The organism is Arcobacter sp. CECT 8989 (genome assembly GCF_004116715.1).
Classification (GTDB): Bacteria; Campylobacterota; Campylobacteria; order Campylobacterales; family Arcobacteraceae; genus Halarcobacter.
This window is the reverse complement of the sequence record NZ_PDKE01000001.1, coordinates 172,416-195,492: the sequence shown is the minus strand read 5'-3', so window position 1 is coordinate 195,492 and position 23,077 is coordinate 172,416. Positions and strand designations below refer to the sequence as shown.

24 protein-coding genes are annotated in these 23,077 nt (G+C 26.9%); 22 read left to right on the top strand and 2 right to left on the bottom strand.

Annotated features, from left to right (window positions below):
• Complete coding sequence (locus CRV02_RS00830; RefSeq protein WP_129088746.1) at positions 1–1,122, top strand: glycosyltransferase family 4 protein; 1,122 nt, start codon at positions 1–3, stop codon at positions 1,120–1,122.
• Positions 1,119–1,721, top strand: coding sequence for a YrbL family protein (locus CRV02_RS00825; protein ID WP_129088745.1), 603 nt, complete (start codon positions 1,119–1,121; stop codon positions 1,719–1,721). The genes CRV02_RS00830 and CRV02_RS00825 overlap by 4 nt, the downstream gene beginning before the upstream one ends.
• On the opposite strand, the gene CRV02_RS00820 is transcribed toward CRV02_RS00825, so the two are convergent.
• A complete protein-coding gene (locus CRV02_RS00820) occupies positions 1,704–2,774 on the bottom strand; it encodes a glycosyltransferase (RefSeq protein WP_129088744.1) in 1,071 nt (356 codons plus the stop codon). The two genes, CRV02_RS00825 and CRV02_RS00820, sit on opposite strands and share 18 nt — an antisense overlap.
• A gap of 85 nt (positions 2,775–2,859) precedes the next feature.
• Here CRV02_RS00820 and CRV02_RS00815 point away from each other — a divergent pair, with 85 nt between their 5' ends.
• From CRV02_RS00815 to CRV02_RS00805, 3 genes are read left to right on the top strand one after another with little or no spacing between them, the layout of a single operon-like run.
• On the top strand, positions 2,860–3,603 hold the full coding sequence (locus CRV02_RS00815; RefSeq protein WP_129088743.1) for a glycosyltransferase family 2 protein: 744 nt from the start codon (positions 2,860–2,862) through the stop codon (positions 3,601–3,603).
• On the top strand, positions 3,593–4,690 hold the full coding sequence (locus tag CRV02_RS00810) for a glycosyltransferase family 4 protein (protein ID WP_129088742.1): 1,098 nt from the start codon (positions 3,593–3,595) through the stop codon (positions 4,688–4,690). Before CRV02_RS00815 ends, CRV02_RS00810 begins: the two co-directional genes overlap by 11 nt.
• A gap of 8 nt (positions 4,691–4,698) precedes the next feature.
• Positions 4,699–5,265: a YrbL family protein gene (locus CRV02_RS00805; RefSeq protein ID WP_129088741.1), complete on the top strand. Its 567-nt coding sequence runs from the start codon at positions 4,699–4,701 to the stop codon at positions 5,263–5,265.
• Here the strand turns inward: CRV02_RS00805 and CRV02_RS00800 are convergent, their stop codons facing one another.
• Positions 5,266–6,903, bottom strand: a complete 1,638-nt coding sequence (locus CRV02_RS00800) for a phosphoethanolamine transferase (protein ID WP_129088740.1) — start codon at positions 6,901–6,903, stop codon at positions 5,266–5,268.
• 126 nt (positions 6,904–7,029) lie between these two features.
• On the opposite strand from CRV02_RS00800, the gene CRV02_RS00795 reads away from it, so the two are divergent.
• The 17 genes from CRV02_RS00795 (at position 7,030) to tviB (ending at position 23,064) form a co-directional block, all read left to right on the top strand.
• Entirely contained in the window at positions 7,030–8,328 is a 1,299-nt protein-coding gene (locus CRV02_RS00795; protein WP_164968942.1) for a Coenzyme F420 hydrogenase/dehydrogenase, beta subunit C-terminal domain, read from the top strand.
• A 1-nt stretch (position 8,329) separates the two neighbouring features.
• On the top strand, positions 8,330–9,478 hold the full coding sequence (locus tag CRV02_RS00790; protein WP_164968941.1) for a polysaccharide pyruvyl transferase family protein: 1,149 nt from the start codon (positions 8,330–8,332) through the stop codon (positions 9,476–9,478).
• Between the two features lies 1 nt (position 9,479).
• Complete coding sequence (locus CRV02_RS00785) at positions 9,480–10,226, top strand: lipopolysaccharide kinase InaA family protein (protein ID WP_129088737.1); 747 nt, start codon at positions 9,480–9,482, stop codon at positions 10,224–10,226.
• Positions 10,226–11,167 carry a glycosyltransferase family 9 protein gene (locus CRV02_RS00780; protein ID WP_129088736.1) on the top strand — a complete coding sequence of 314 codons (942 nt, stop codon included), beginning with the start codon at positions 10,226–10,228 and terminating at the stop codon, positions 11,165–11,167. Before CRV02_RS00785 ends, CRV02_RS00780 begins: the two co-directional genes overlap by 1 nt.
• Positions 11,160–12,101 (top strand): hypothetical protein, encoded by a 942-nt coding sequence (locus tag CRV02_RS00775; RefSeq protein WP_129088735.1) that lies wholly within the window; start codon positions 11,160–11,162, stop codon positions 12,099–12,101. Before CRV02_RS00780 ends, CRV02_RS00775 begins: the two co-directional genes overlap by 8 nt.
• Positions 12,102–12,713 (top strand): YrbL family protein, encoded by a 612-nt coding sequence (locus CRV02_RS00770; RefSeq protein WP_129088734.1) that lies wholly within the window; start codon positions 12,102–12,104, stop codon positions 12,711–12,713.
• 1 nt (position 12,714) lies between these two features.
• Positions 12,715–13,782: a hypothetical protein gene (locus CRV02_RS00765; protein ID WP_129088733.1), complete on the top strand. Its 1,068-nt coding sequence runs from the start codon at positions 12,715–12,717 to the stop codon at positions 13,780–13,782.
• Positions 13,772–14,716: a glycosyltransferase family 9 protein gene (locus tag CRV02_RS00760; RefSeq protein WP_258239198.1), complete on the top strand. Its 945-nt coding sequence runs from the start codon at positions 13,772–13,774 to the stop codon at positions 14,714–14,716. The genes CRV02_RS00765 and CRV02_RS00760 overlap by 11 nt, the downstream gene beginning before the upstream one ends.
• Positions 14,717–14,781: 65 nt before the next feature.
• Positions 14,782–15,366, top strand: coding sequence for a Wzz/FepE/Etk N-terminal domain-containing protein (locus CRV02_RS00755; protein WP_129088732.1), 585 nt, complete (start codon positions 14,782–14,784; stop codon positions 15,364–15,366).
• The gene (locus CRV02_RS00750; protein ID WP_129088731.1) at positions 15,363–16,112 is read left to right on the top strand and encodes a hypothetical protein; all 750 of its coding nucleotides are present in this window, start codon (positions 15,363–15,365) and stop codon (positions 16,110–16,112) included. The genes CRV02_RS00755 and CRV02_RS00750 overlap by 4 nt, the downstream gene beginning before the upstream one ends.
• Positions 16,109–17,314, top strand: coding sequence for a glucose-6-phosphate isomerase (locus CRV02_RS00745; protein ID WP_129088730.1), 1,206 nt, complete (start codon positions 16,109–16,111; stop codon positions 17,312–17,314). Before CRV02_RS00750 ends, CRV02_RS00745 begins: the two co-directional genes overlap by 4 nt.
• Positions 17,315–17,384: 70 nt before the next feature.
• On the top strand, positions 17,385–18,608 hold the full coding sequence (locus CRV02_RS00740) for a nucleotide sugar dehydrogenase (protein WP_129088729.1): 1,224 nt from the start codon (positions 17,385–17,387) through the stop codon (positions 18,606–18,608).
• Between the two features lie 10 nt (positions 18,609–18,618).
• Positions 18,619–19,344 carry an adenylyl-sulfate kinase gene (cysC, locus tag CRV02_RS00735; RefSeq protein ID WP_129088728.1) on the top strand — a complete coding sequence of 242 codons (726 nt, stop codon included), beginning with the start codon at positions 18,619–18,621 and terminating at the stop codon, positions 19,342–19,344.
• The gene (gene cysC, locus CRV02_RS00730; protein WP_129088727.1) at positions 19,341–19,982 is read left to right on the top strand and encodes an adenylyl-sulfate kinase; all 642 of its coding nucleotides are present in this window, start codon (positions 19,341–19,343) and stop codon (positions 19,980–19,982) included. Before cysC (CRV02_RS00735) ends, cysC (CRV02_RS00730) begins: the two co-directional genes overlap by 4 nt.
• Entirely contained in the window at positions 19,972–20,727 is a 756-nt protein-coding gene (gene cysQ / locus CRV02_RS00725; RefSeq protein WP_129088726.1) for a 3'(2'),5'-bisphosphate nucleotidase CysQ, read from the top strand. Before cysC (CRV02_RS00730) ends, cysQ begins: the two co-directional genes overlap by 11 nt.
• A 7-nt stretch (positions 20,728–20,734) precedes the next feature.
• A complete protein-coding gene (locus CRV02_RS00720) occupies positions 20,735–21,817 on the top strand; it encodes an NAD-dependent epimerase (protein ID WP_129088725.1) in 1,083 nt (360 codons plus the stop codon).
• Positions 21,817–23,064 (top strand): Vi polysaccharide biosynthesis UDP-N-acetylglucosamine C-6 dehydrogenase TviB, encoded by a 1,248-nt coding sequence (tviB, locus tag CRV02_RS00715; RefSeq protein ID WP_129088724.1) that lies wholly within the window; start codon positions 21,817–21,819, stop codon positions 23,062–23,064. Before CRV02_RS00720 ends, tviB begins: the two co-directional genes overlap by 1 nt.
• Positions 23,065–23,077: the final 13 nt, after the last annotated feature.

Sequence of the window (23,077 nt, the reverse complement as noted above, 5' to 3'; positions counted from 1 at the left end):
ATGAAAATAGTATATATCTCAAGATCAATAATCCCTTCAAGAACAGCAAATAGTATTCATGTAATGAAGATGTGTAATGCCTTTGCTTCTTTAGGGCATGAAGTTACTCTTTTAGCTCCTTGGACAAAAAAGCTTGAAGAGAAAAATATAGAGGATTTATTTGAATATTATGGAGTTGAAAAAAACTTTGAATTAAAAAAGCTATTTTCTCCTAATATTAAATATCTTAAAAAAAGAATTTACTCTTATATATGTTTAAAAGAGGTTCAAAAAATTAATCCTGATATTGTTTATGGAAGAGATGATATGTTTGTTTTTTATTTAACTCAAAAAAGTAAATATTTTACTCTTTTTGAAAAACATGAACCTTATGATGGAAAAGGTTTTAATGACTTTTTCTTTAATAAGTTTATTAAAAATAATCAAAACAAAGCAAAGCTAGTTGTGAACTCTAATGAACTTAAAAAAATGTACAATAAAAGTTGTAATATTGATCTAGATTCAATTTTAGCAGCAAGTAATGGTACAAATATTATTCCTGATAATAAAATACCTTCAAGTGTGATTTTAGATAAAAAAAGAGTTCAAATTGGATATGTAGGAAGCCTTTTTAAAGGAAGAGGAATTGATATTATTATTGAGTTAGCAAAAAAAATTCCAGATGCAACATTTCATATTATTGGTGGAAAAGATAAAGATATTGAATTTTGGAAATCAAAAGAAAATTTAGAGAATCTTATTTTTCATGGTTTTGTAGAACCTAAAGAGACTTATAAATATAGAAATATGTGTGATATTCTTTTAGCTCCTTATCAAAGTGATAATGAAGGAAATAGGTCAAGTAAATATATGTCTCCTATTAAACTTTTTGAATATATGTCTTCAAAAAAAGCAATTATTTGTTCAAATTTTAAAGTTGTATATGAAGCTTTAAATGATGAGAGTGCTTTATTAGTTGATAGTTCAGATATAAATGCTTGGGAAAATGCAGTTAATGAATTAATAGAAGATAAAGAAAAAAGAGAAAAACTAGCAAATAATGCCTTTGAAAAGTTTTTAAATTATCATACTTGGAGTGCAAGAGCACAGAAGATTTTAGATTATATTCAAAGTTCTAAATGATTGATTTAAACAGTATTGAACCAATTGGAAAAGGAACAAATCGAAGTTGTTTTGTTCATCCAATGGATTCAAATAAATGTATAAAAATAACTCATTCAAATGATTATTCAGAGACTATAAAAGAGATTAAATATTATAAATTCTTACAAAAAAGAGAAATTTCTTGGGATTTTTTAGCAAAATATTATGGTAGCATAGATACCTCTCTTGGAAAGGGTGAAGTCTTTGATTTAGTTAGAGATTATGATGGAAATGTTTCTAAAACCTTATCTTTTTATTTGCAAAAAGATGAAAAAACAAAAACTTTAATAACTCCAATAAAACTTCTTGAAAATTTAAAACAATATACCCTAAAAGAGAATATCGTAGTAAAAGATTTAAATACAAAAAATATGCTTTATCAAAAAATAAATGAAAATGAAGCTAGACTTATTTTAATTGATGGGGTAGTAAATAATGATTTTTTACCTTTTTCAAAATATATCCCTTTATTTACTCAAAAAAAGATAATAAGATTATGGAAAAGATTTGAAGAGTCTTTGCCTCACAAATACTCTTTTAATAAATATTTTTTAAGTTTATTAAATAAGAAGTTCTAAATACTCCTTTTGCTCTCTTTGTAATGCAAAAACCTCTAAAGCTTTTGGATGGTTTTGCCTTGCTTTGATTTTTTCTTCTTTTAAATTTTTAGCTACATTTAATACAATACTTTCAAGTTCTTCAACACTATTATTTGAAGTTAAATGAATATGAAAACCTAAATCTTTGAATTCAGGAGAAGAAGTATCATTATAAATAATTGGAATAATCCCAAATCCAAGTGATTCAATAATAGCATTACTCATACCTTCTCCTAAACTTGGAAAGATAAAAACATCACTTTCTTGAAGATGTTTTTTTACTTCACTTGTATATCCTACAAACTCTATTTTTGATTTATATTCAAGAGTTTCAAGATAGTTATTCATCTTTTCAAAATAGTTTTTATCTTGGATATCTCCTAAGAATTTCAAGTTGAAATCAAAACCATTTTTAAATAAAATATCACAAGCTTTTATAGCTTCAAATTGACCTTTTCCTGGATGAACCCTTCCCACATGAACTAAGTCAATTTTATTATTAAACTCTTTAAATGATATATTTTTTTCAAGTCTTAAAGAAGAGTAGATTCTTTTTACTTGTGCATTTTTAGCAATTGGTAAAATATCAATTATATTTTGCTTCATATACTCGCAGTTTCCAACAAAATAGTTAACCTTACTATAAAATAGTTTATGAAAAATATCTTTTTTTGAAGTGGTTTTTTTAGAGCCTTGTCTAATAATAAAATTTATATCTAAGCCAAGGGTTGCAAAATAAAGAGATTTCATCTCAGAAGCACCTAAGAAGATAACATTTTTAATTTGGCTATTGATTAATATCTCTCTAACACTTTTTATTAATTTAAAACTAAAATTACTAGAAAATGTTACTTCATGCACTTTTATATTAAAGCCTTTAAAGTGTTCTTCTTTATTTAGAATATAACTATTATCCCTAGCTATAAACTCAACTTCAACTTCACTACTTAATAATCTTGCTAATTTAACAGAGGCTAATTCCATTCCTCCATTTACTCTTGATAGACATATAACTGCAGTTTTTTGTTTCATTAATTACCTTTAAAAAGGCGATTATATCGAATTTAAATTAAACTTGTTATATAATATATACTATTTTAAGATAAGGTCGCAAGATTTGAAAATCACTGCAAATATAATTACATTAAATGAAGAAAAAAATATAGAGGCTGTAATAAAATCAGTACAAGAAGTTTGTGATGAGGTTTTAGTAGTTGACTCATTAAGTATTGATAGAACTTGTGAAATTGCCGAAAGCTTAGGTGCAAAAGTTATAAAACAAGAGTATTTAGGAGATGGCCCTCAAAAAGCTTTTGGTGAGCCACTTGCAAAATATGACTGGGTACTAAGTATTGATGCTGATGAGAGATTAGATTTAAATGCAATTGAAGAGATTAAAAAACTTGATTTAGATAATACACAATATGATGGTTTTTCTTTTGCAAGAAAGACTTATGTAGGAGATAATTTTATAAAACTTTGGTATCCAGATAGAGTAACAAGACTTTATAATAGAAATAAGTGTGGATATTCAAAATTAAAAGGTCATGCAAAAGTTGAAGCTAAAAATATTTGTGATTTAAAAGCTGATATGCTTCATTACTCTTATGAAGATTATGTGCAGATGATAAGAACAACTGAAAAATTTATCAAAAGAGGGGCACAAATCTCATATGATGCAGGAAAAAGAGCAAACTCTTTAGACCCTTTTGTTCATGGAGTAGGAGCTTTATTTAAAGCTTTAGTTTTAAAAGGTGGAGCTTTTCATGGGATTCATGGTTGGAATGTTGCTGTGATTTCAGCCTTTAGCTCATATATGAAATATGCTTTAATGCTTGAGATGCAAAAGAATGACAAATAAAAAGATTTTAGAAGTTTGTTTATCTCCTGATTTAGGTGGTTTAGAACTTTATATGAGTAGATGTACAAATGAGTTATCAAAAAACTTTGATGTTTCATGTGTAGTCGCTTCAAAATCAAAACTAAAAGATTTCATTCAAGATGTTCAAAAGTTTGAAATAGATAGAAAAAGTAGCTTTTCCATAAGTGCATCTTTGAAATTAGCAAAAATTATTGATAAACAAAATATTGATATTGTTCATCTTCATTGGACAAAAGACCTTCCTATTGTTGCTCTTGCTAAAATCTTTTCAAAAAGAAAACCAAAGATTATACAAACAAGACATATGACAATGACAAGATTTAAAAGTGATTTTTATCATAAGTTTTTATATAAAAATATTGATACAATTATTTGTGTTACAAAAGCTTTAGAAGAGCAAATAAAAAAGTTTATTCCTCAAAATATTAGACCTAAAACTTTAACTTTATATCTTGGAGCAAATGAATCTCAACTACTAAGTGAAGAAGAAATAAAAGAGTTTAAAAAAGAGTTACAAGTAGAAGACTCTTTTATGTTAGGACTTATTGGAAGAATCAATGAGTTTAAAGGGCAACATCTACTTATAGAAGCGATGAAGCTTTTAAAAGAGAAAAATTTAAATATCAAAGCTTATATTATTGGGTCTCCCATGAGTGAAGAGTATTTACAGCAATTAAAACAAAGAGTTATAGATTTTAATTTAGAAGAACAAGTTTTATTTGTAGGTTTTACAAAAAAGCCACATAAGTTTATGCAAGCATGTGATGTAGTTTTAATGACTTCAAGAAATGAAACTTTTGGTTTAGTTACCATTGAAGCTATGAGAAATGGTAGTTGTGTTATTGGTTCAAACTCTGGTGGGGTTTTAGAAATAATAGATGATGAAAAAACTGGCTTACTATTTGAAAGTGGAAACTATGAAGATTTAGCTTTAAAAATAGAGAAGTTATATAAAGATGAAACTTTAAGAAAAGAGCTTGCAAAAGCAGGTCAAAAAAAAGTAGAAGAGCTTTTTGATAATAAAAAACAGTTTGATAAACTAAGTGAATTTTTTAGTAAACTTTAGGAGAATGAGTGTTATTTTTAAAAGATGAAGATTTTATAGCAAAGGGTAATGAAAGAGCAATATATTTACACCCTGAAGATGATAAGAAAACAGTAAAAGTAACTTATGAAGGTAATCAAAGACAAGAGAGTAAACAATCACAAAAAGAAATCTCTTATTATAAAGAATTAGAAAAAAGAGGAATGAAAAACTTTAAACACCTACCTAAGTTTTATGGTGAAGTTGAAACTAATAAGGGCCCTGGTTTTATTATTGAACTGATTCGTGATTATGATGGTGAAGTTTCTAAAAGTTTTGCTTTTTATCTAAAAGAAAATGGTGTAGAAGCTTATCAAAAAGAGTTAGAAGAGTATAGACAATATTTTTTGGATAACTGTATTATTTTTAATTATGGAATGATGCCTAAAAATATATTACTTAGAAAAAACAGTGAAACAAATTTTGATTTAGTTTTAATTGACGGCTTAGGAGATGTATCTCATTTTACTTTGCCAAATAAAATCTCATATTTTGCAAGAGGACGAATTAGTAGAAGATGGGAAAAATTTGTAAATAAATACTTACAGAGTAAATAACTACTCTATAAGTGTTTTTGTTTGTTTATTTTCTTCATCAAAAGATATTTTTAAGATACCAGATAATCCTGAAATATCTGAATCACATACAAAGTAATCTTCTTTAACATTAAAATAATCATACTTTTCTTCATATCCTAAAAGATTACTAACTACATTCCCCATTTGATAGTGTGAAATAAATTCAAAATCAGAGAATTTATCTTTTAATACTTTTGCATTATTAATTCCATAAACAAAGAATGGTACTTGATATACCGCATCATAATTTAATCTTCCATGTCCTTGTCTATTTGGATCTCCAACATTTGAAGCATGGTCTGATGTAAAAATAAAATAAGTTGGTCTATTCGTTTTTTCTTTTACTTTCTTTACTAACTGAGAGATAATATAATCAGTATAATGAATTGAGTTTGCATAATCAATTGTATTTTGAATAATTGTTTTATCTTCTATATTTTCTTTTGTAAAGATTTCAAACTCTTTAGGAAAAGTATCTATAAAAGGAGTATGTGAAGCTCTTTGTTGTAGAGCAACAAAACTAGGCTTTGAAAAATCAACTTCTTCAATTTTATCAAGTAAAAATGTATCTAATGCAGGTTTGTCTATATCTTTTGTAACACTTGTTCCATCAACATAATCGTCAATCCATTTTGTACAAATATAGCTTTTTAATTGAGCTAATTGATCTTGTGCTTGTGAACTATAAAAGTGTGTTTGAAAACCATTGTTTTTAGCCATCTTAAATAGGCAAGTATTTGTCGAAATAATCTGAGGAACACCATCTGGTCTTTTAATAATATTGAAAAAAGATGGTACAGCAACATCTGTTACAACACCTGATGCAATACCTTTTTTATATACAAAATTTTCATCATTTTTTATTGAATCTAAAAATGGAGTAGTTTTTATTTTATAATCATATAAAGACATAAAATTTCTATTTAAAGACTCACCCATAATCATAATAATATTAACATCCGGATTTTTTGTAAGTAGATTTGGAGTAGGGCTTACAGGTTGTTCTAATCCACTATTACCCATAGCCTTTTTAGGTAGAATATTTCCAAATAAATAACCTAAGTTCACAACTGTATTTTTAAGCGGGTAGTATTCAACATTTGGTCTATGACCCTTTTTTGAATCTTTTACATAAACTCTTACTGGAACAAAGATTATAAAAGCAATTAAAACAAAAGATAAAAAAGGAATTTTAAGTCTTTTCTCTTCAGAATTTCTCAGTAAATAATATATACTAATTAATAAAATTAAAATCATTATTGTAGGAATTATTCCTATTTCAGCAACTGTTCTGAATGTGTCATATGTTTCTTGGAATTTAGTAAAGAATAGTAAATATTCTAGTGGGAAAATCCATGTCCCAAAATATGCAAAGTGTAAAATCTGGAACCAAACAAAAGCAGCAATTATAATATATATAATAAGAATAGCTCTAGTTTTTACTATTGAAACAATAAGAAGATTTATTGCAAACTGTTCTACAATACTTTTGGGTGTAAGATTAAAAGATAAAATATCATTGTATATTCTGTAAATTTGTTCAACCGCTATAAATAAGGCTGTAATTATAAGTGCGATAAAAATATTATATAGTAGTTTTGATATAAAGTTATTCATTAAAGTCCTTCTAAAAATATGGGCTTGAATAATACTTAAAAAAATATTAAATTATAATAAGTGGTTATTTAATAAAATCAAATGAGTTTTTTGATAAAATATATAAAACTTATAAGGAAAACTTTATTGCCTAAAAAAGAGAAAAGAGATATAACAGAAGTTGTTGATAATTATTTATGCCACAGTTGTGGTACTTGTTTTTCCTCTTGTGGACATGATTGTATCTCTTATAATCAATCAACAGCAGGTTTTCTATTCCCTAAAATCGATTATGATGCCTGTACAAATTGTGGTCTATGTTTTGATGTTTGTCCGGGAGATCATTTTAATAAAAAATTAATAAATAAAACTAGTGAAGATCCTTTTATTGGGAATATTGATAAATCTTTTGTTGGAAAAGCTGTAGATGAAGATATTTACTATAATTCTCAAAGTGGAGGTGTTACAACAGCACTATTAAAATATATGTTAGATAAAGAAATAGTGAGTGCTGTAGTAGTAACACAAATGAATGAAAAGACTTTAAAGACTGAACCAAGAATTGTTAAAGACTCAAAAGAATTAATGTCTTCTCAGAAATCAAAGTATGTTCCTACTAATTTAACATCAATAATTCCTGATGTTTTAAAAATTGAAGGAAAAGTAGCAATAGTTGGATTATCATGTCATATGCATGGATTAGAAAACTTAACAAGTATTAGAAAAAAATTAAATGATAAGTTAATTAAAATAGGTTTAATTTGTGATAGAGTGATGCTATATAGTGCAATTCCTTTCTTTACAGAAAAAACTACAAAAAACACAGTTACAAACTTTGTTTTCAGGGATACAAGTAATACTTCTTATCCTGGAGATATATCTTTTTATGAAGATGGGAAACTTCACATTATGGATAAAAAAAACAGAAAGAGTATGAAAGACTTTTTTACTCCTACAAGATGTATGCTTTGCTTTGATAAAATGAATATCTATTCAGATATTGTTTTAGGTGATCCTCATGGTGTAGAAAATACAGATAAAGAGAATGGAGAAAGTTTAGTTTTAGTAAGGACTTCTTTAGGTAAAGATATTGTAAACGATGCTATTGCTAATAACTTTATTAACTTAAGAGATGCATCTTTAGAACAAGCTATCTCTGGACAAGGGATTGAGTTAAAAAGAAAAAAATTTAATGCAAATATAAAAGCTTGGAAAGAACTTGGTAAAACTGTTCCTTCTTATCCTGAGAATATTTTTTCATATAGTATAGAAGCATCTGATGAAGATGTAAAAAAAGCGAAGAAAAGAATAGTGCACTCTTTAGAGTTAGATAATTTAGAAAGTCAAGAAGATGTGATATTAAAAGCAAATCATTTTTTTGATGATAAAAATAAGAAAAAAGGGTTTTTCTCAAAACTTAAGAAAATTTTTAAAGGTAATAAATAATATGTTAATTGAAATTAGAGGCGTTGGTTTTGTAAATAAAGGTGCAGAACTAATGTTACATGCAATATTAGAAAAAATAAAAAGTAGATTTCCTAAAGCAAGATTTGTTATGGCTCCTAGTTTGAATGTTTCTCCTTATGAAAAAAGAGCAGAGCTTAGTCTTTATCAAAAAGTTACATATGAAAAACTAGGTTTAGATTTAGGAGACTTTTTTGTCTCTTTAGTTCCTAAAAAAAGAAGAAAAATGTATGGACTTGTTAGGCAAAAAGAAGTTGATATAGTTCTTGATGCAGCTGGTTTTGCCCATGGAGATCAATGGGGTGTAAAAAATACAAAAAAGTTATTTAAATTCTCACAGAAATTAAAAAGAAATAATGCTAAATTAATTTTGTTACCACAAGCTTTTGGCCCTTTTGAAAAAAGAGAAATTAAAGAGACAATGAAAGAACTTCTTAGAAACTGTGATCTAGTATTTGCCAGAGAAGAAGTTTCTTTTAATTACTTAACTTCATTTACTTCTCAAAAAAATATATTTAATATGCCTGATTTTACTAATTTAGTTAAAGCTAAAGAAGTAGAAGATTTTGATTTTGAAAAAAATGATTTTTGTATTATCCCTAACTATAAAATGGTAAGTAAAAGTTGGATAAATAGTAGTGATAATAATTATATTAAATTAATTAGTGAATCAATTAAATATTTACGAGAAAAGGGAAAAAATCCTTTTATTTTAGTTCATGAAGGGAAAAAAGACTTTGTTCTTGCAGAAGAAATAGCTAACAAAGTAGGTGGAATTAATATATTCAAAGAAGAAGACCCTTTAAAGGTAAAAGGAATCATTAAACAATCTCATGGTGTAATTGGAAGTAGATTTCATAGTTTAGTAAGTTCTTTAAGTCAAGCAACTCCTGCCCTTGGAACAAGCTGGAGTCATAAGTATCAAATGCTATTTAAGGATTATGATTTTGAAGAAGGAATCTTAACTTTAGACTCTTCAGTAGATGATATCAGAAGAAAAGTTGACATTTTAATTGATGAAAACTCAAAAGAAAAGTTAGTTCTAAAGTTAGAAAATAAATCAAAGTATTTAAAAGAATTATCTAATCAAATGTGGGAAAAAGTATTTAAAGAAATTGAGACTAAGGCATAAATTGAACTTCAAATTTGAATTAAATGAACAATATAAAAATACAAAAGATTTTTTGCTAAATATAAAAAAATATTTCCAAGAAAACTCAAATACTATTCATAAAGCAAGAAATGAATTAAAAGTAATTACTTATAAAGATGTGCAAACAGTTGTAAAAGCTTTTAGAATACCAAATAAAGTAAATCAAATTGTTTATGCATATATTAGAGATTCAAAGGCAAAAAAATCATATCAAAATGCAGTGAAATTAAGAAGCTTAGGTTTAAATACACCAGAGCCAATAGGATATATAGAATTTTATAGAAACTTTTTATTTAAAGAGAGTTTTTTTATAGCAAAAAAATATGAGTATGATTTTACAATTAGAGAACCTCTTAGAAATAAAGAACTTGAAAACAGAGAAGAAATTATAAAAAAATTTGTAGAGTTTACTTTTAATCTACATAAAAACAATGTTTATCACAAAGATTTTTCAGCAGGTAATACTTTAGTTTCAATTAAAGACGAATCTTACAACTTCTCAGTAGTAGATATAAATAGAATGGAATTCAAAGCTATTGATTTAGAAACTGGACTTGATAATTTTGCAAAGCTTTGGTTAGATGAAGATGATATTATTTTAATCGCAACTACTTATGCTAGCTTTGCAAATGTTGAAAAAGATACTGCAATAGATATTTTAAAAAAGTGTGATAAAAAGCTTAAAGACTTTGTTGAATTTAAAAGAAAAATAAGAGGTAAGAAATAGTGAATCTTCTTATTACTAGACATGATAAAATAGGTGACTTTATTGTAACATTACCTCTTTTTAAGGCTATAAAAGAGCAGTATCCAAACACAAAATTAACAGCACTTGTAAGTAAAATAAACTTTGACCTTGCAAAAGAGATTGATTTTATTGATGATGTGATTTTATTTGATAAAAACAATTTGAATAAAACCTTAGTAGAAATCAAAGAAAAGAAATTTGATGCAAGTATTAGTGCTTATATAGATACAGCACTGGGAAAACTTCTTTTTAAAAGTGGCATAAAAATAAGAGTTGCTCCAGCTACAAAAATAGCTCAAATCTTCTTTACTAAAAGAATAAAACAAAGAAGAAGTCAAGTTGAAAAAACAGAATGGCAATATAATTTAGATTTAGCAAAAGCTATTTTCCCTAATATTAATTTATCATTTTCAAGACCATTAATTAGAACTAATTCTTCATTTCAAGCCACAAAAAAAAGAGTGATACTTCATCCTGGTTTTGGTGGTAGTAGTGATGGAAATTTATCTTTAGATGATTACATTAAACTTGCTAGAAAAGCCCTTCAAACTTCATATAAAGTTGTTTTTACTTTTGGACCAGATGATAAATCTTCTAAAGAGTATATTTCTTCGAGGTTAAATCCTCAAGAAAAACAAAAAATAGAGCTTTTTGATTCAAGGATACCTCTGTATGAGTTCACTAAATATATAGCTTCATCATATCTTTTTATTAGTACATCAACAGGACCTATGCATTTAGCAGGATCAACAAATACAAAAACAATCTCTTTTTTTGGTGACTCTTTATTTGCTAGTTCAAAAAGATGGGCAACGATAAGTGAAGAAGAAAATCAAAATAACTTTATGCTTTCAAGTGACTATTCAAAAGAAAAGTATAAAGAAATAGAAGATTGTTTAATGGAATTATTAAGTGAATAAAGAGAATATATTTTTAGATGATAGTCTATTTTTAAAATTGACTAGAAAAGCTGAGAAAAAAAATTTAGGTATTAGTTTAGAAGACAATACAATTAATATTAAAAATGAAGATGTAGATAGCTTCTTTAAAACTTTATTTAGATTTTGTTCTAGAAGTAAATTTTGCTTTTCTATATTTAAAAATGAATTCGATTTTTTTACTATTGAAATATATAATACAAAAGAGATAGAGACTTTTTTTATTAAGATTCAATATTCTTATGATATTTCAAAAGAGAAAATAAAATTTAAAAAAGAGTTTAATAAGTATAAAAAAAGAAGAATTTATCCAATTGTTGGTCCTGATGGTGTAGGTAAAACAACTTTATTGACTTCTGCAATTGATATAAAACAAAAAAATATCTTATATAAAAGATTTAAGAAAATCGTAAGACGTTCTATAATTTATAATCTAATGTATCCAATTAATAGATTCTTTTTAAAAAGAAAACTGGGTAAAAAACCTGAAAAAGATCAGCATGATGATGTACACTTTTTCTTGATTTTATTAGCAGGTATATTTTATTACCCTTATTTAGTGTTTAACTCAAAGTTTAAAAATAAGATAGTTTTTGTAGATAGGTTTTTTAATGACTATTTACTTGAAAACATCTCTTTTTTAGATAAAAAAACAATTTTACGAAAAAACTGGAATAAACTTTTATCTATGATTCCTACTATTTTTTGGACGATTCATTTAGATGCAAAACCAAAAACTATATTAAGTAGGAAAGATGAGTTGAAAAAAAGAGATGTTAAAAAGTATAAAAAGTACAACTTTAAAATATATCTTGCAAAACCATCTTTTGTTTATACATATATAAATACAGATTTAGAATTAGATGATTGTAAACTTTTTTTAGAACATACATATAAAAAAGTGTTGGAGAAGTAGATGATTACTTTAAATAAAAATTTACTTATTGCAAAAGGTGGAGAAAGAGATTGTTATCTTCATCCAGATGACAGTACTAAAGTTATTAAAACTCTTCACAAAAAAGATGAGCACAATAATCAAAATGAATTAGAATATTCATATATGAAATATATAAAAAAAAGAAAAAATATAGACTTATCCCAAGTGACAGATTGTTATGGTTATGTAAATACGAACTTAGGCAAGGGACTTGTTTTTGATAGAGTTTTTGATTTTGATGGAACACCTAGTAAAAGTTTTAGATATTACTTAGCAAATAAAATAATCCCTTTAGATGAGCAAGAAAAATTAATTTATGAATTAAAAAACTATTTAGAAAAAAACCTAATCTTATTTGTAGATACAAGTTTAACTAATATATTTTGTCGTAAAATTTCAGATAATAGTTACAAACTAATAATAGTAGATGGCTTAGGTGCTAAAAGAACAGGTATAAAATTTACACTTTATAAGGCTTCAAAGACATATACTAAGTATAAGATAAAAAGGCAGTGGGATAAGTTTATAAAAATGTATGAAAAGGACGTGAAAAGAGCGAAATTAGGCAAACGTCCTTTTACAAGGCTTTAATATGAATAAAGCACCTTTTTTCTGGGATAAATATTCCGACCAACCAAGTGTTATAAAAGATAAGACTTACAAAAAAAACATGAGAAAAAAGTATATATTGGATTATATCAAAATGCTTTTTTCTTCACTTTTGATTTTACCTCTTGCAATCTTAGTAATGAAGCTATTTCGAGGTAAAGAAGAACTTTCAAATAAAGAGTTTATTGGTCTTGGAGTAAATCTAGACAAAGATGATGGAAATAATATACAGCAAAAACTTATAGAAGAACTTGGTGTTAAAAACCTTATTATAAGAGTACCTCTTTGGGATATGCAAAATCTTGATTCTTATGTAGAGTTTGCAAAAAGTTTTAATGAAATCTCACCTAAAAATATTTTACTAAATATCATGCAAGACAGAGCTCATATTGAGGACAAAAAACTTTTAAAAAAAGATTTGGAACTTATATTTTCAAAGTTTAGTTATTTTGTAAAGGAGTATCAAATAGGTACTACTATAAATAGAGCTAAGTGGGGATTTTTTGCTGTAAAAGAGTATATAGGAGTTTTTAAAGTAGCTCAAGAGATAAGAGATGAAAAATATAAAGGTTTGAAGTTAATAGGACCTAGTACAATAGATTTTGAATACTATTATAATGTAAGGGCAATGTTTAACCTATATAAAATCAAGTATGATAAAGTAAGTTCTCTTTTGTATGTAGATAGACGAGGGGCTCCTTCAAATACTCAATATGGTTTTTTTGATACAAAAAATAAGATTGATTTACTATTTTCTTTGTGTAAACTTTCACTTAAAACAAATGATGAGGTTTATATTACAGAAGTAAATTGGCCTCTTTCAAATACAGCTCCTTATGCTCCAACAAGTGAACATGAATGTGTTTCTAATGAAGATTATTCAAAATATATGATTGAGTATTTAGAAACAGTAAAAAGAAGTAAAAAAATACAAAAAGTTTTTTGGCATCAACTTATCGCTCCTGGATATGGATTAGTTGATAATAGAGATGCTAAAATAGTTAAATTGCCACAATTTTATGTGTTGAAAGAGTTTTTAAATGAAAAATAAAATGAAGATTCAAAAAATATTTATAGAGATACCAACTTGGCTTGGTGATGCAATTATGACAACTCCTGCTATACAAAACTTGATAAAAACATATCCAGATGCGAAGATAGTTCTTCTTGGTTCTTTTGTGTCAACTCAAGCATTAGGAAACTTTAAAAATATAGAAAAAGTTATAGTTGATAATACAAAAAAAGAAGGAAATAGATATTTAAATCTTTATAAGTTAGCTAAACAAATAGGAAAAGTTGATTTAGCTCTTTCTTTTAGAAGAAGCTTTTCTTCTAAGTTTATGATGTTTTTTATAGATGCAAAAAAGAAGTTTAATTATAAAAGATTAGAGAAAGAGCAGATTCATCAAGTATTAAGATACAATGATTTTGTAAATCATGTTTTAAACTTAGATAATAAAGCAGGAGATTTAAAACTATATTTTTCTGCTTATAAATATCCTAACCTAACTCTTGGAATAAATCCTGGAGCTACATATGGGAGTGCAAAGAGATGGTATCCAGAAGAGTTTGCAAAAGTAGCAATAGCTATGTCAAAAACTCATGAAATAGTTATTTTTGGAGGACCTTCTGAGACTGATATTGCAAAAGATATTGAAAAAGAGCTTTTATCAAAAGGAATTAAAAACTATCAAAACCTAGCAGGAAAAACTACTATCCCTGAACTTATAGAAAAAATAGCTGGTTTAGATATCTTTATTACAAATGACTCTGGACCTATGCATATAGCAGCTGCGTATAAAGTTAAAACAGTAGCTATATTTGGACCTACAAGATTTAAAGAAACAAACCAATGGAATAATCCAAATGAAAATATAATAACAAAAAACTTAGCGTGTGCACCTTGTATGAAAAGGGCCTGTCCTCTTAAACACCATAACTGTATGAAGCTAATAACTGCACAAGATGTTTTAAAAGTTTTGTAGTAATTTAAAAGTAATATTATTTTAGTAGGGTATAATGTACTTCATTATTAGAGTTTGGGAGATTTATGCAGCAAAATAAAGAATATATTTCAGAAGATGAAATTGATTTAAAAGAATTATTTAAAACAATATGGTTGTATAAAAAGTTTATCATTATTTTTACAAGTTTAATTACAATTTTTTCAATAGTTTATGTTATGTCATTAAATCCTAAACCTATATACAAAGGTTCTCTTTTAATTGAAATAGGAGAGTACAAGACTAGTGATAACGAATTTATAATTGTTGATAATACTAATAATTTAAAAATTATTTTAGAAAATAAGTTTAATGCTAAGGTTTATCCTCCTCAAAAAACAGACTCTTTACTTAAAATAATTGTAAACAATACAAATAAAAATAAAATAGAAAAAGATATAAATGAAGTATATAACTTTGTAATAGAAAGACATACAAAAAAATTAAAAGAATACAAAGCAGTTATTCCTACTAGTAAAGTAGATGAAATCAAAGTTTCAAATGAACCTATAAATAAACCAAAGAAAAAACTTGTTGTTTCAGTTACTTTTGTATCTGCGTTTATTATTTCTATTTTCTTAGTTTTTTTTATTGAGTTTATAAAAGGTATTAAAAAGGAAAACAAAGTTTGATTTACGATTTTTGGAAAAACTATCAAGATATTTTATCTTATGATCAAGCACTAGCCTTTGATTATAGGCTTGATAATATTGTATTAAAGCTTAATGAATTTTTTCAAAGACTTTTGGTGGAGCCAATTGAGAAAGAAGAGATTACTTTATATTTAGCTGGCTCATGTATTAAATCAGATATCTTTAGAGATTTAGATATGTTTTTCCCTATATCAGAAGATAGAGAGCTTATGAATAATGCTTTAAATAAAGACTATTTTGAGTATGAAAACAACTCATATACATACAGATATAAAAATGATATTTATCAACTGGTTTTTAGAGAAAAATTTAAAAATGCTACTTTAAAAGAACTTGTTGAAGGTTTTGATTTTGATTCAACAAAAGTTGCTTTTGAGTGTACTTATAATACAAAAAAAAGACTTCTTACTGTAGTTTCTTGTGAAATGAGACAAGAGTTTATAACTTATATAAATACAAGAGTAAATAATCTTTCTAAAGTTAGTGTAAATCCTTTTGTATCTTTACAACGATCTATTCATTTTCTAAAGCGTGGGGATGATGTACCATATGCAACTTTTTTAGATATCTGTGAAAAGATAGCAGAGCTAAAAATAAAAGAAAATGAAAATATAGAAAAGCACTTTGATAGACTTCAAGGAAATCCAAATAAATTAGAAAATATTAAAGATGCTATATCAAACTTTATTGAACACAAGATAGAAGAGATTGAGGAAAAGAAGTGAAGTATCAAAAAAGCTTTTATCAAATAAAATCAAATGAAGAAATTTTTGAAAAAATCAAAAAAGAAAAAGAAACTATAGGTTATTACAATCTTCCTTTTCAAGATACAAAAGAAGTTAAAACCTTTTCCAAAAATGTAAAACAAAAACATATTGTAGTTGTTGGTATTGGAGGAAGCTCTTTAGGTACTTTTGCAATTCATCATTTTTTAATAGATAAAGAAAATGATAAAAAACTTCACTTTTTAGAGTCAACTGACCCAATTGATTTACAAAGAAGAATAAAAAAGATTGATTTAGAAGATGCATTATTTATAGTTATTTCAAAATCTGGAACAACAATTGAAACTATTTCTATTTTAAAATATTTATTTTCTAAAGTAGAGTTAACTAGTATTAACACAGTATGTGTAACTGAAGAAGATAGCAAATTAAGTATTTTTGCAAAATCAAAAGATATAAAAATATTTGATATCCCTAAAAATGTAGGTGGGAGATTTTCTGTTTTTTCAAATGTAGGTTTACTTCCACTTGCTATTATGGGATTAGATATAGATAAGTTGTTAACGGGTTGCCAAGATATTTACAATAGTTTTTTTGAAAAAGAAGATTACTATTCAATTATTATGGAAAAAGCAAGATTTATAGTAGAAAATAAAAATAGATTTAATATAAATGTTGTTTTTTCTTATTCATCATTACTAGATGGCTTTAATGAGTGGTATGTACAACTTTGGGGTGAAAGTTTAGGAAAGATAAATATAAATGGTACAAAACAAGCATTAACACCAGTTGGTCTTTTAGGTCCAGTTGATCAACACTCTTTTTTACAGCTAATTATGGAAGGTAAAAGAGATAAAACAGTTACTTTTATTAAAATTGAAGATTTTAATGACGATTTAACTATCCCAAATGTTTCATTAGAAGGATTAGAAGAACTTGATTATCTAAATGATATAAAATTTAAAGACCTTATAAATAAACAAGCTGATTCAACTATTCAAGCAATTGATGATTTAAAAGATGTACCATATGATGTAATTACAATTCAATCACAAGATGAATATAATATTGGAAAATTAATGTTTACCTATGAATTATTAACTTCTATAGTTGGAAGTTTTGTACAAATAAACACCTATAACCAACCAGGTGTAGAAGCTGGAAAGATTATATTAAAGAAGAGTTTAAAAAAAATAATCTAACAAGTTTGTAAGAAGAATATTGCTAAAATAATAAATTAAAATATAGATAATATCAAGGATAAAATGATTAATGCTTAATAATAAATCATATAAGATAGCAATAGCAGGGACAGGATATGTAGGTTTATCAAATGGCTTACTTCTTGCACAACATAATGAAGTAGTTGCATTAGATATTGTACCTGAAAAAGTAGAATTATTAAATAATAAAAAATCACCTATCGAAGATAAAGAAATAGCAGAGTATTTACTAAAAGATGATTTAAACTTTATAGCTACTTTAGATAAACAAAAAGCATATAAATATGCAGACTATATTATTATAGCTACACCAACAGACTATGATCCCGAAACAAACTATTTTAATACAAGGTCAATAGAGTATGTAGTACAAGATGTATTAGATATAAACCCAAATGCTACAATGGTAATTAAGTCAACTATACCAGTAGGCTATACAAAATCTCTAAACAAAAAATTTAACACAAATAATATTATTTTTTCACCAGAGTTTTTGCGAGAAGGAAAAGCTCTCTTTGATAATCTATATCCTAGTAGAATAATAGTAGGTGAGAAATCAGGACGTGCTACAACTTTTGCAAATCTTTTAGCGCAAGGAGCAATAAAAGATAATATTGATATTTTATTTACTAATTCTACAGAAGCAGAGGCAGTAAAACTTTTCTCAAATACATATTTAGCTATGAGAGTTGCATATTTTAATGAACTTGATTCATATGCTCAAACGCATAATTTAGATACAGAACAAATTATTAAGGGTGTAGGATTAGACCCAAGAATAGGAAGCCATTATAATAATCCATCTTTTGGTTATGGAGGGTACTGCTTACCAAAAGATACTAAGCAATTAAGAGCAAACTATGAGGATGTACCTTCAAATTTAATTGGTGCAATTGTAGAGTCAAATACAACTAGAAAAGATTTCATAGCAGACTCTGTAATAAAAAAATTGAACCTGACTGCACAAAATGCAGAAAACATTGATACTACTAAAAGAGTAGGTGTATATAGATTAGTTATGAAGCAGGGCAGTGATAATTTTAGAAGTTCTGCAATTGCGGGAGTTATAAAAAGAATAAAAGCAAAAGGAATAGAAGTAATTGTTTATGAGCCATCTTTAAATGATGACACATATTTTAATTCTAAAGTAATAAAATGTTTAGACCAGTTTAAATCTTTAAGTGATGTAATAATTGCAAATAGACTCAGTGACTCAATAATGGATGTAAAAGAAAAAGTTTATACTAGAGATATATTTAATAGTGATAGTTAGAGTTTAAAAATTGTATAGAGACACAAACAAAAGATCATTAGTAAAAGGTTTTTCTTGGAGAGTAGTTGCAACAACTACCACTATTATCATAGTATATGTGTTTTTTGGAAGACTTGATTTAGCAATTGCAGCAGGTGCTTTAGAGTGGGTGGCAAAGATAGCTCTTTATTGGGCACATGAAAGAGCTTGGTTTAAGATAAAATGGGGAAGAAAAAAAATAGAACCTTTTAATCTTTGGTTTACCGGACTTCCCCTTTCAGGTAAAACGACTATTGCAAATGCAGTCTATGAAGAGTTAGAAAAACTTGATATTCCAATTGAAAGATTAGATTCAAAAGATATAAGAGATGTAATACCAGATATTGGATATACTAGAGAAGATAGAAATCGGCATATGCATCGTATTGGACATCTTATAAAAACATTACAAAAAAATTCAGTATCAACTGTAGCATCTTTTGTAAGTCCATATAAAGAGTCACGAAAAGCTATACGTGAAATGGTTCAGAATAATATTGTAGTTTATGTAAAAGCAGATATTGAAACTTGTAAAAAAAGAGATACAAAAGGCAAATATGAAAAAGCTTTAAAGGGTGAGTATCAGAACTTTACAGGTATAAATGATGTATATGAAGAACCACAGCATGCAGAAATAATTATAGATACTGATGAAGTTGCAGTTGATGAAGCTGTAAAAATAATTATGAAATTTGTAAAAAAGAAGTATATGAAATGATAGAAAAAAAACATGAAACAAATCAAAATATAGTATGGCATAAACAACAAGTGGAAAAAGAGGATAGAGCAAGAATTCTTTCTCAAAAACCTTGTATTCTTTGGTTTACAGGACTTTCCGGTTCAGGGAAATCAACTATTGCTAATGCAGTAGAGCTAGAACTTTTTAAAAGAGGAAGAAAAACATACCTTCTTGATGGTGATAATGTAAGACATGGATTAAATAAAGACTTAGGTTTCTCTGAACCTGATAGAATAGAAAATATAAGACGAATAGGAGAAGTAAGTAAATTATTTGTAGATAGTGGACTTATAGTTTTAACTGCATTTATATCTCCTTTTAGATCAGATAGACAAATTGCTAAATCCCTTGTAAAATATGATGAATTTTTAGAGATATTTGTAGATACACCCCTTGAAATATGCGAAAGTAGAGATCCTAAAGGATTGTATAAAAAGGCAAGAGAAGGTGCTATTAAAAATTTTACTGGTATCTCTTCTCCTTATGAAAAACCAGAAGAGCCACATATTCATATAAATACAGATAAATATAGTGTTCAAGAGTGTACAGACATAGTAATAAATCACTTAATAAAACATGGTTATATCCAAGGAGATGAAAACGATTATGCAATATAATGGTGTAAAAATAGAAGACTTAAAACAAATAGCACTAGAAGCTGGAAAACTCATTATGGAGATTTATAATAAAGATTTTCAAATAGATTATAAAGATGATAAATCTCCACTTACAGAAGCAGATACAAAGTCAAATGAACTTATTTGTAATTCTTTAAATAAACTATATCCAAATATTCCAATAATGAGTGAAGAGAATAAGCAAACACCATACCATATAAGAAAAGATTGGGAATACTACTTTTGTGTAGATCCAATAGATGGAACAAAAGAGTTTATTAAAAAAAATGGAGAATTCACTGTAAATATTGCACTAATTTATAAAGATACTCCTATTTTAGGTGTAGTATATGCTCCTGCCCTAAATGATATGTATTACAGTGATGGAACAAACTCTTTTAAAAATGAAGAGAAACTTCCTTTAAAAATGAATAACACTCCCAAAGAAAAATTATTTGTAGTTGCATCAAAATCGCATCTATCTTCTGAAACACAAGATTTTATAAATAACTTAGATACAAAAGAAATAGAACAAGTTTCAAAAGGATCTAGTCTAAAACTTTGTATGGTAGCAGAGGGTGTAGCAGATATATATCCAAGACTAGCTCCAACTATGGAGTGGGATACAGCTGCAGCTGATGCAGTAGTAAGAAGTGCTGGAAAAATGACGTATCAATATGAGTCAAATATTCCAGTTATATATAATAAAGAAAAGTTATTAAGCCCTTGGTTTATTGTGAAATAGGAGTATTATGAAAATATTAGTTACAGGAACAGCTGGTTTTATTGGAAGTCATTTAGCAGTAAAACTTCTTGAAAGAGGAGATGAAGTAGTAGGTTTAGATAATATAAATGACTACTATGACCAAAATGTAAAATATGGAAGACTTCAAAGAACTGGAATTATTGACTCTTTAGAAGAAAGTGAAAATATACCTTATGGTAAAATAATTGCTTCTTCTCTGAATCAAAAATATAAATTTATAAAATTAAATTTAGAAGATAAAGAAGCAATGATGCAACTTTTTGAAAAAGAGAAGTTTGATGCAGTATGTAATCTTGCAGCGCAAGCAGGAGTAAGATATTCATTAACAAATCCTGATGCTTATATGGATTCAAATATTATTGGGTTTATGAATATCCTTGAGGCTTGTAGGCATAATGATGTTAAAAATTTATCATATGCTTCAAGTTCTTCAGTTTATGGATTAAATGAAGAACTTCCTTTTAGTACAAATCATAATGTTGATCATCCTATTTCTCTTTATGCTGCAAGTAAAAAGTCAAATGAACTTATGGCTCATACTTATTCTCACCTTTTTAATATATCAACAACAGGACTTAGATTCTTTACTGTTTATGGACCTTGGGGACGGCCTGATATGGCACTTTTTTTATTTACTAAAGCAGCTTTAGAAGGGGAAAAGATAGATGTATTTAATAATGGTGAGATGCTAAGAGATTTTACTTATGTAGATGATATTGTAGAAGGGATTATTAGAGTGATAGATAATCCAGCAAAAGCAGATGAAACTTGGAATGGTAAAACAGGAGAAGTTTCTACTTCAAGTGCTCCTTATAAAGTTTACAATATAGGAAATAATAACCCTGTAAAACTTATGGACTTTATAGAAGCTATTGAAAATAAATTAGGTAAAAAAATAGAAAAAAATATGCTACCAATACAAGCAGGAGATGTTCCTGCAACATATGCTGATGTTGATGATCTAGTTAATGACTTAAATTATAAACCATCAACATCAATCCAAGATGGAGTTAATAAGTTTGTTGATTGGTACTTAGAGTTTTTTAAATATAATGAAGGAAATAAATAATGAATAAAATTTGTGTTATCGGCTTAGGTTATGTAGGACTTCCTTTAGCTCATGCTTTTTCATCAAAGTATGAAGTAGTAGGATTTGATATTTCTGATTGGAGAATTGATGAGTTAAATAGAGGTTTTGATAGAACTTTAGAATTATCAGAAGATCAAGTAAAAGAATCATTGTCCAATGGAATAAAATATACATTAAATATAAATGATATAAAAGATTGTAATATCTTCATTGTAACTGTTCCGACTCCAATTGATGACAACAAAAGACCTGTTCTTACTCCTTTGATTAAAGCTTCTGAAACAGTAGGAAAAGTTTTAAAAAAAGGTGATATTGTTATTTATGAATCTACTGTATATCCTGGAGCTACAGAAGAGGATTGTGTTCCTGTATTAGAAAAAAAATCTAATTTAAAATTTAATGAAGATTTTTATTGTGGATATTCTCCTGAAAGAATCAATCCAGGAGATAAGGAACATACAGTTACCAAAATTTTAAAAGTAACTTCTGGAAGCACTCCTGAAATTGGGAGAAAAGTTGATGATTTATATTCAAGTATTATTACTGCTGGTACTCATTTAGCTCCAACAATAAAAGTAGCAGAAGCAGCAAAAGTTATAGAAAATTCTCAAAGAGATATTAATATTGCTTTTGTAAATGAGTTAGCAATAATATTTAATAAGTTAGATATTGACACAAATGCTGTATTAGAAGCAGCAGGTACTAAATGGAATTTTTTACCATTTAAGCCAGGACTTGTAGGTGGACATTGTATTGGTGTTGACCCTTATTATTTAACACATAAAGCTCAAAGTATTGGTTATAACCCTGAAATAATTTTAGCAGGTAGAAGACTTAATGATAATATGGGAATCTATGTGGCAAATCAAGTTATTAAACTAATGATTAAAAAAGGACATAAAATTGAAGGCTCTAATGTATTAGTTTTAGGAATTACTTTTAAAGAAAATTGTCCAGATACTAGAAACTCTAGAGTAATTGATGTAATTGAAGAGTTACAAGAGTTTGGATGCAATATTGATGTTTATGACCCTTGGGCAGATAAAGCAGAAGTAAAAGAAGAGTATAAGCTAGATTTAAAATCAAATTTAGAATTAGAAAAATATGATGGAATTATATTAGCCGTAGCTCATAATGAATTTAAAGATTTAAGTTTTTCAAACTTAAAGGATACAGTTGTTTATGATATTAAATCAATTTTAGAAGAAAGTGATGGGAAGTTATAAAATGAATATAAGA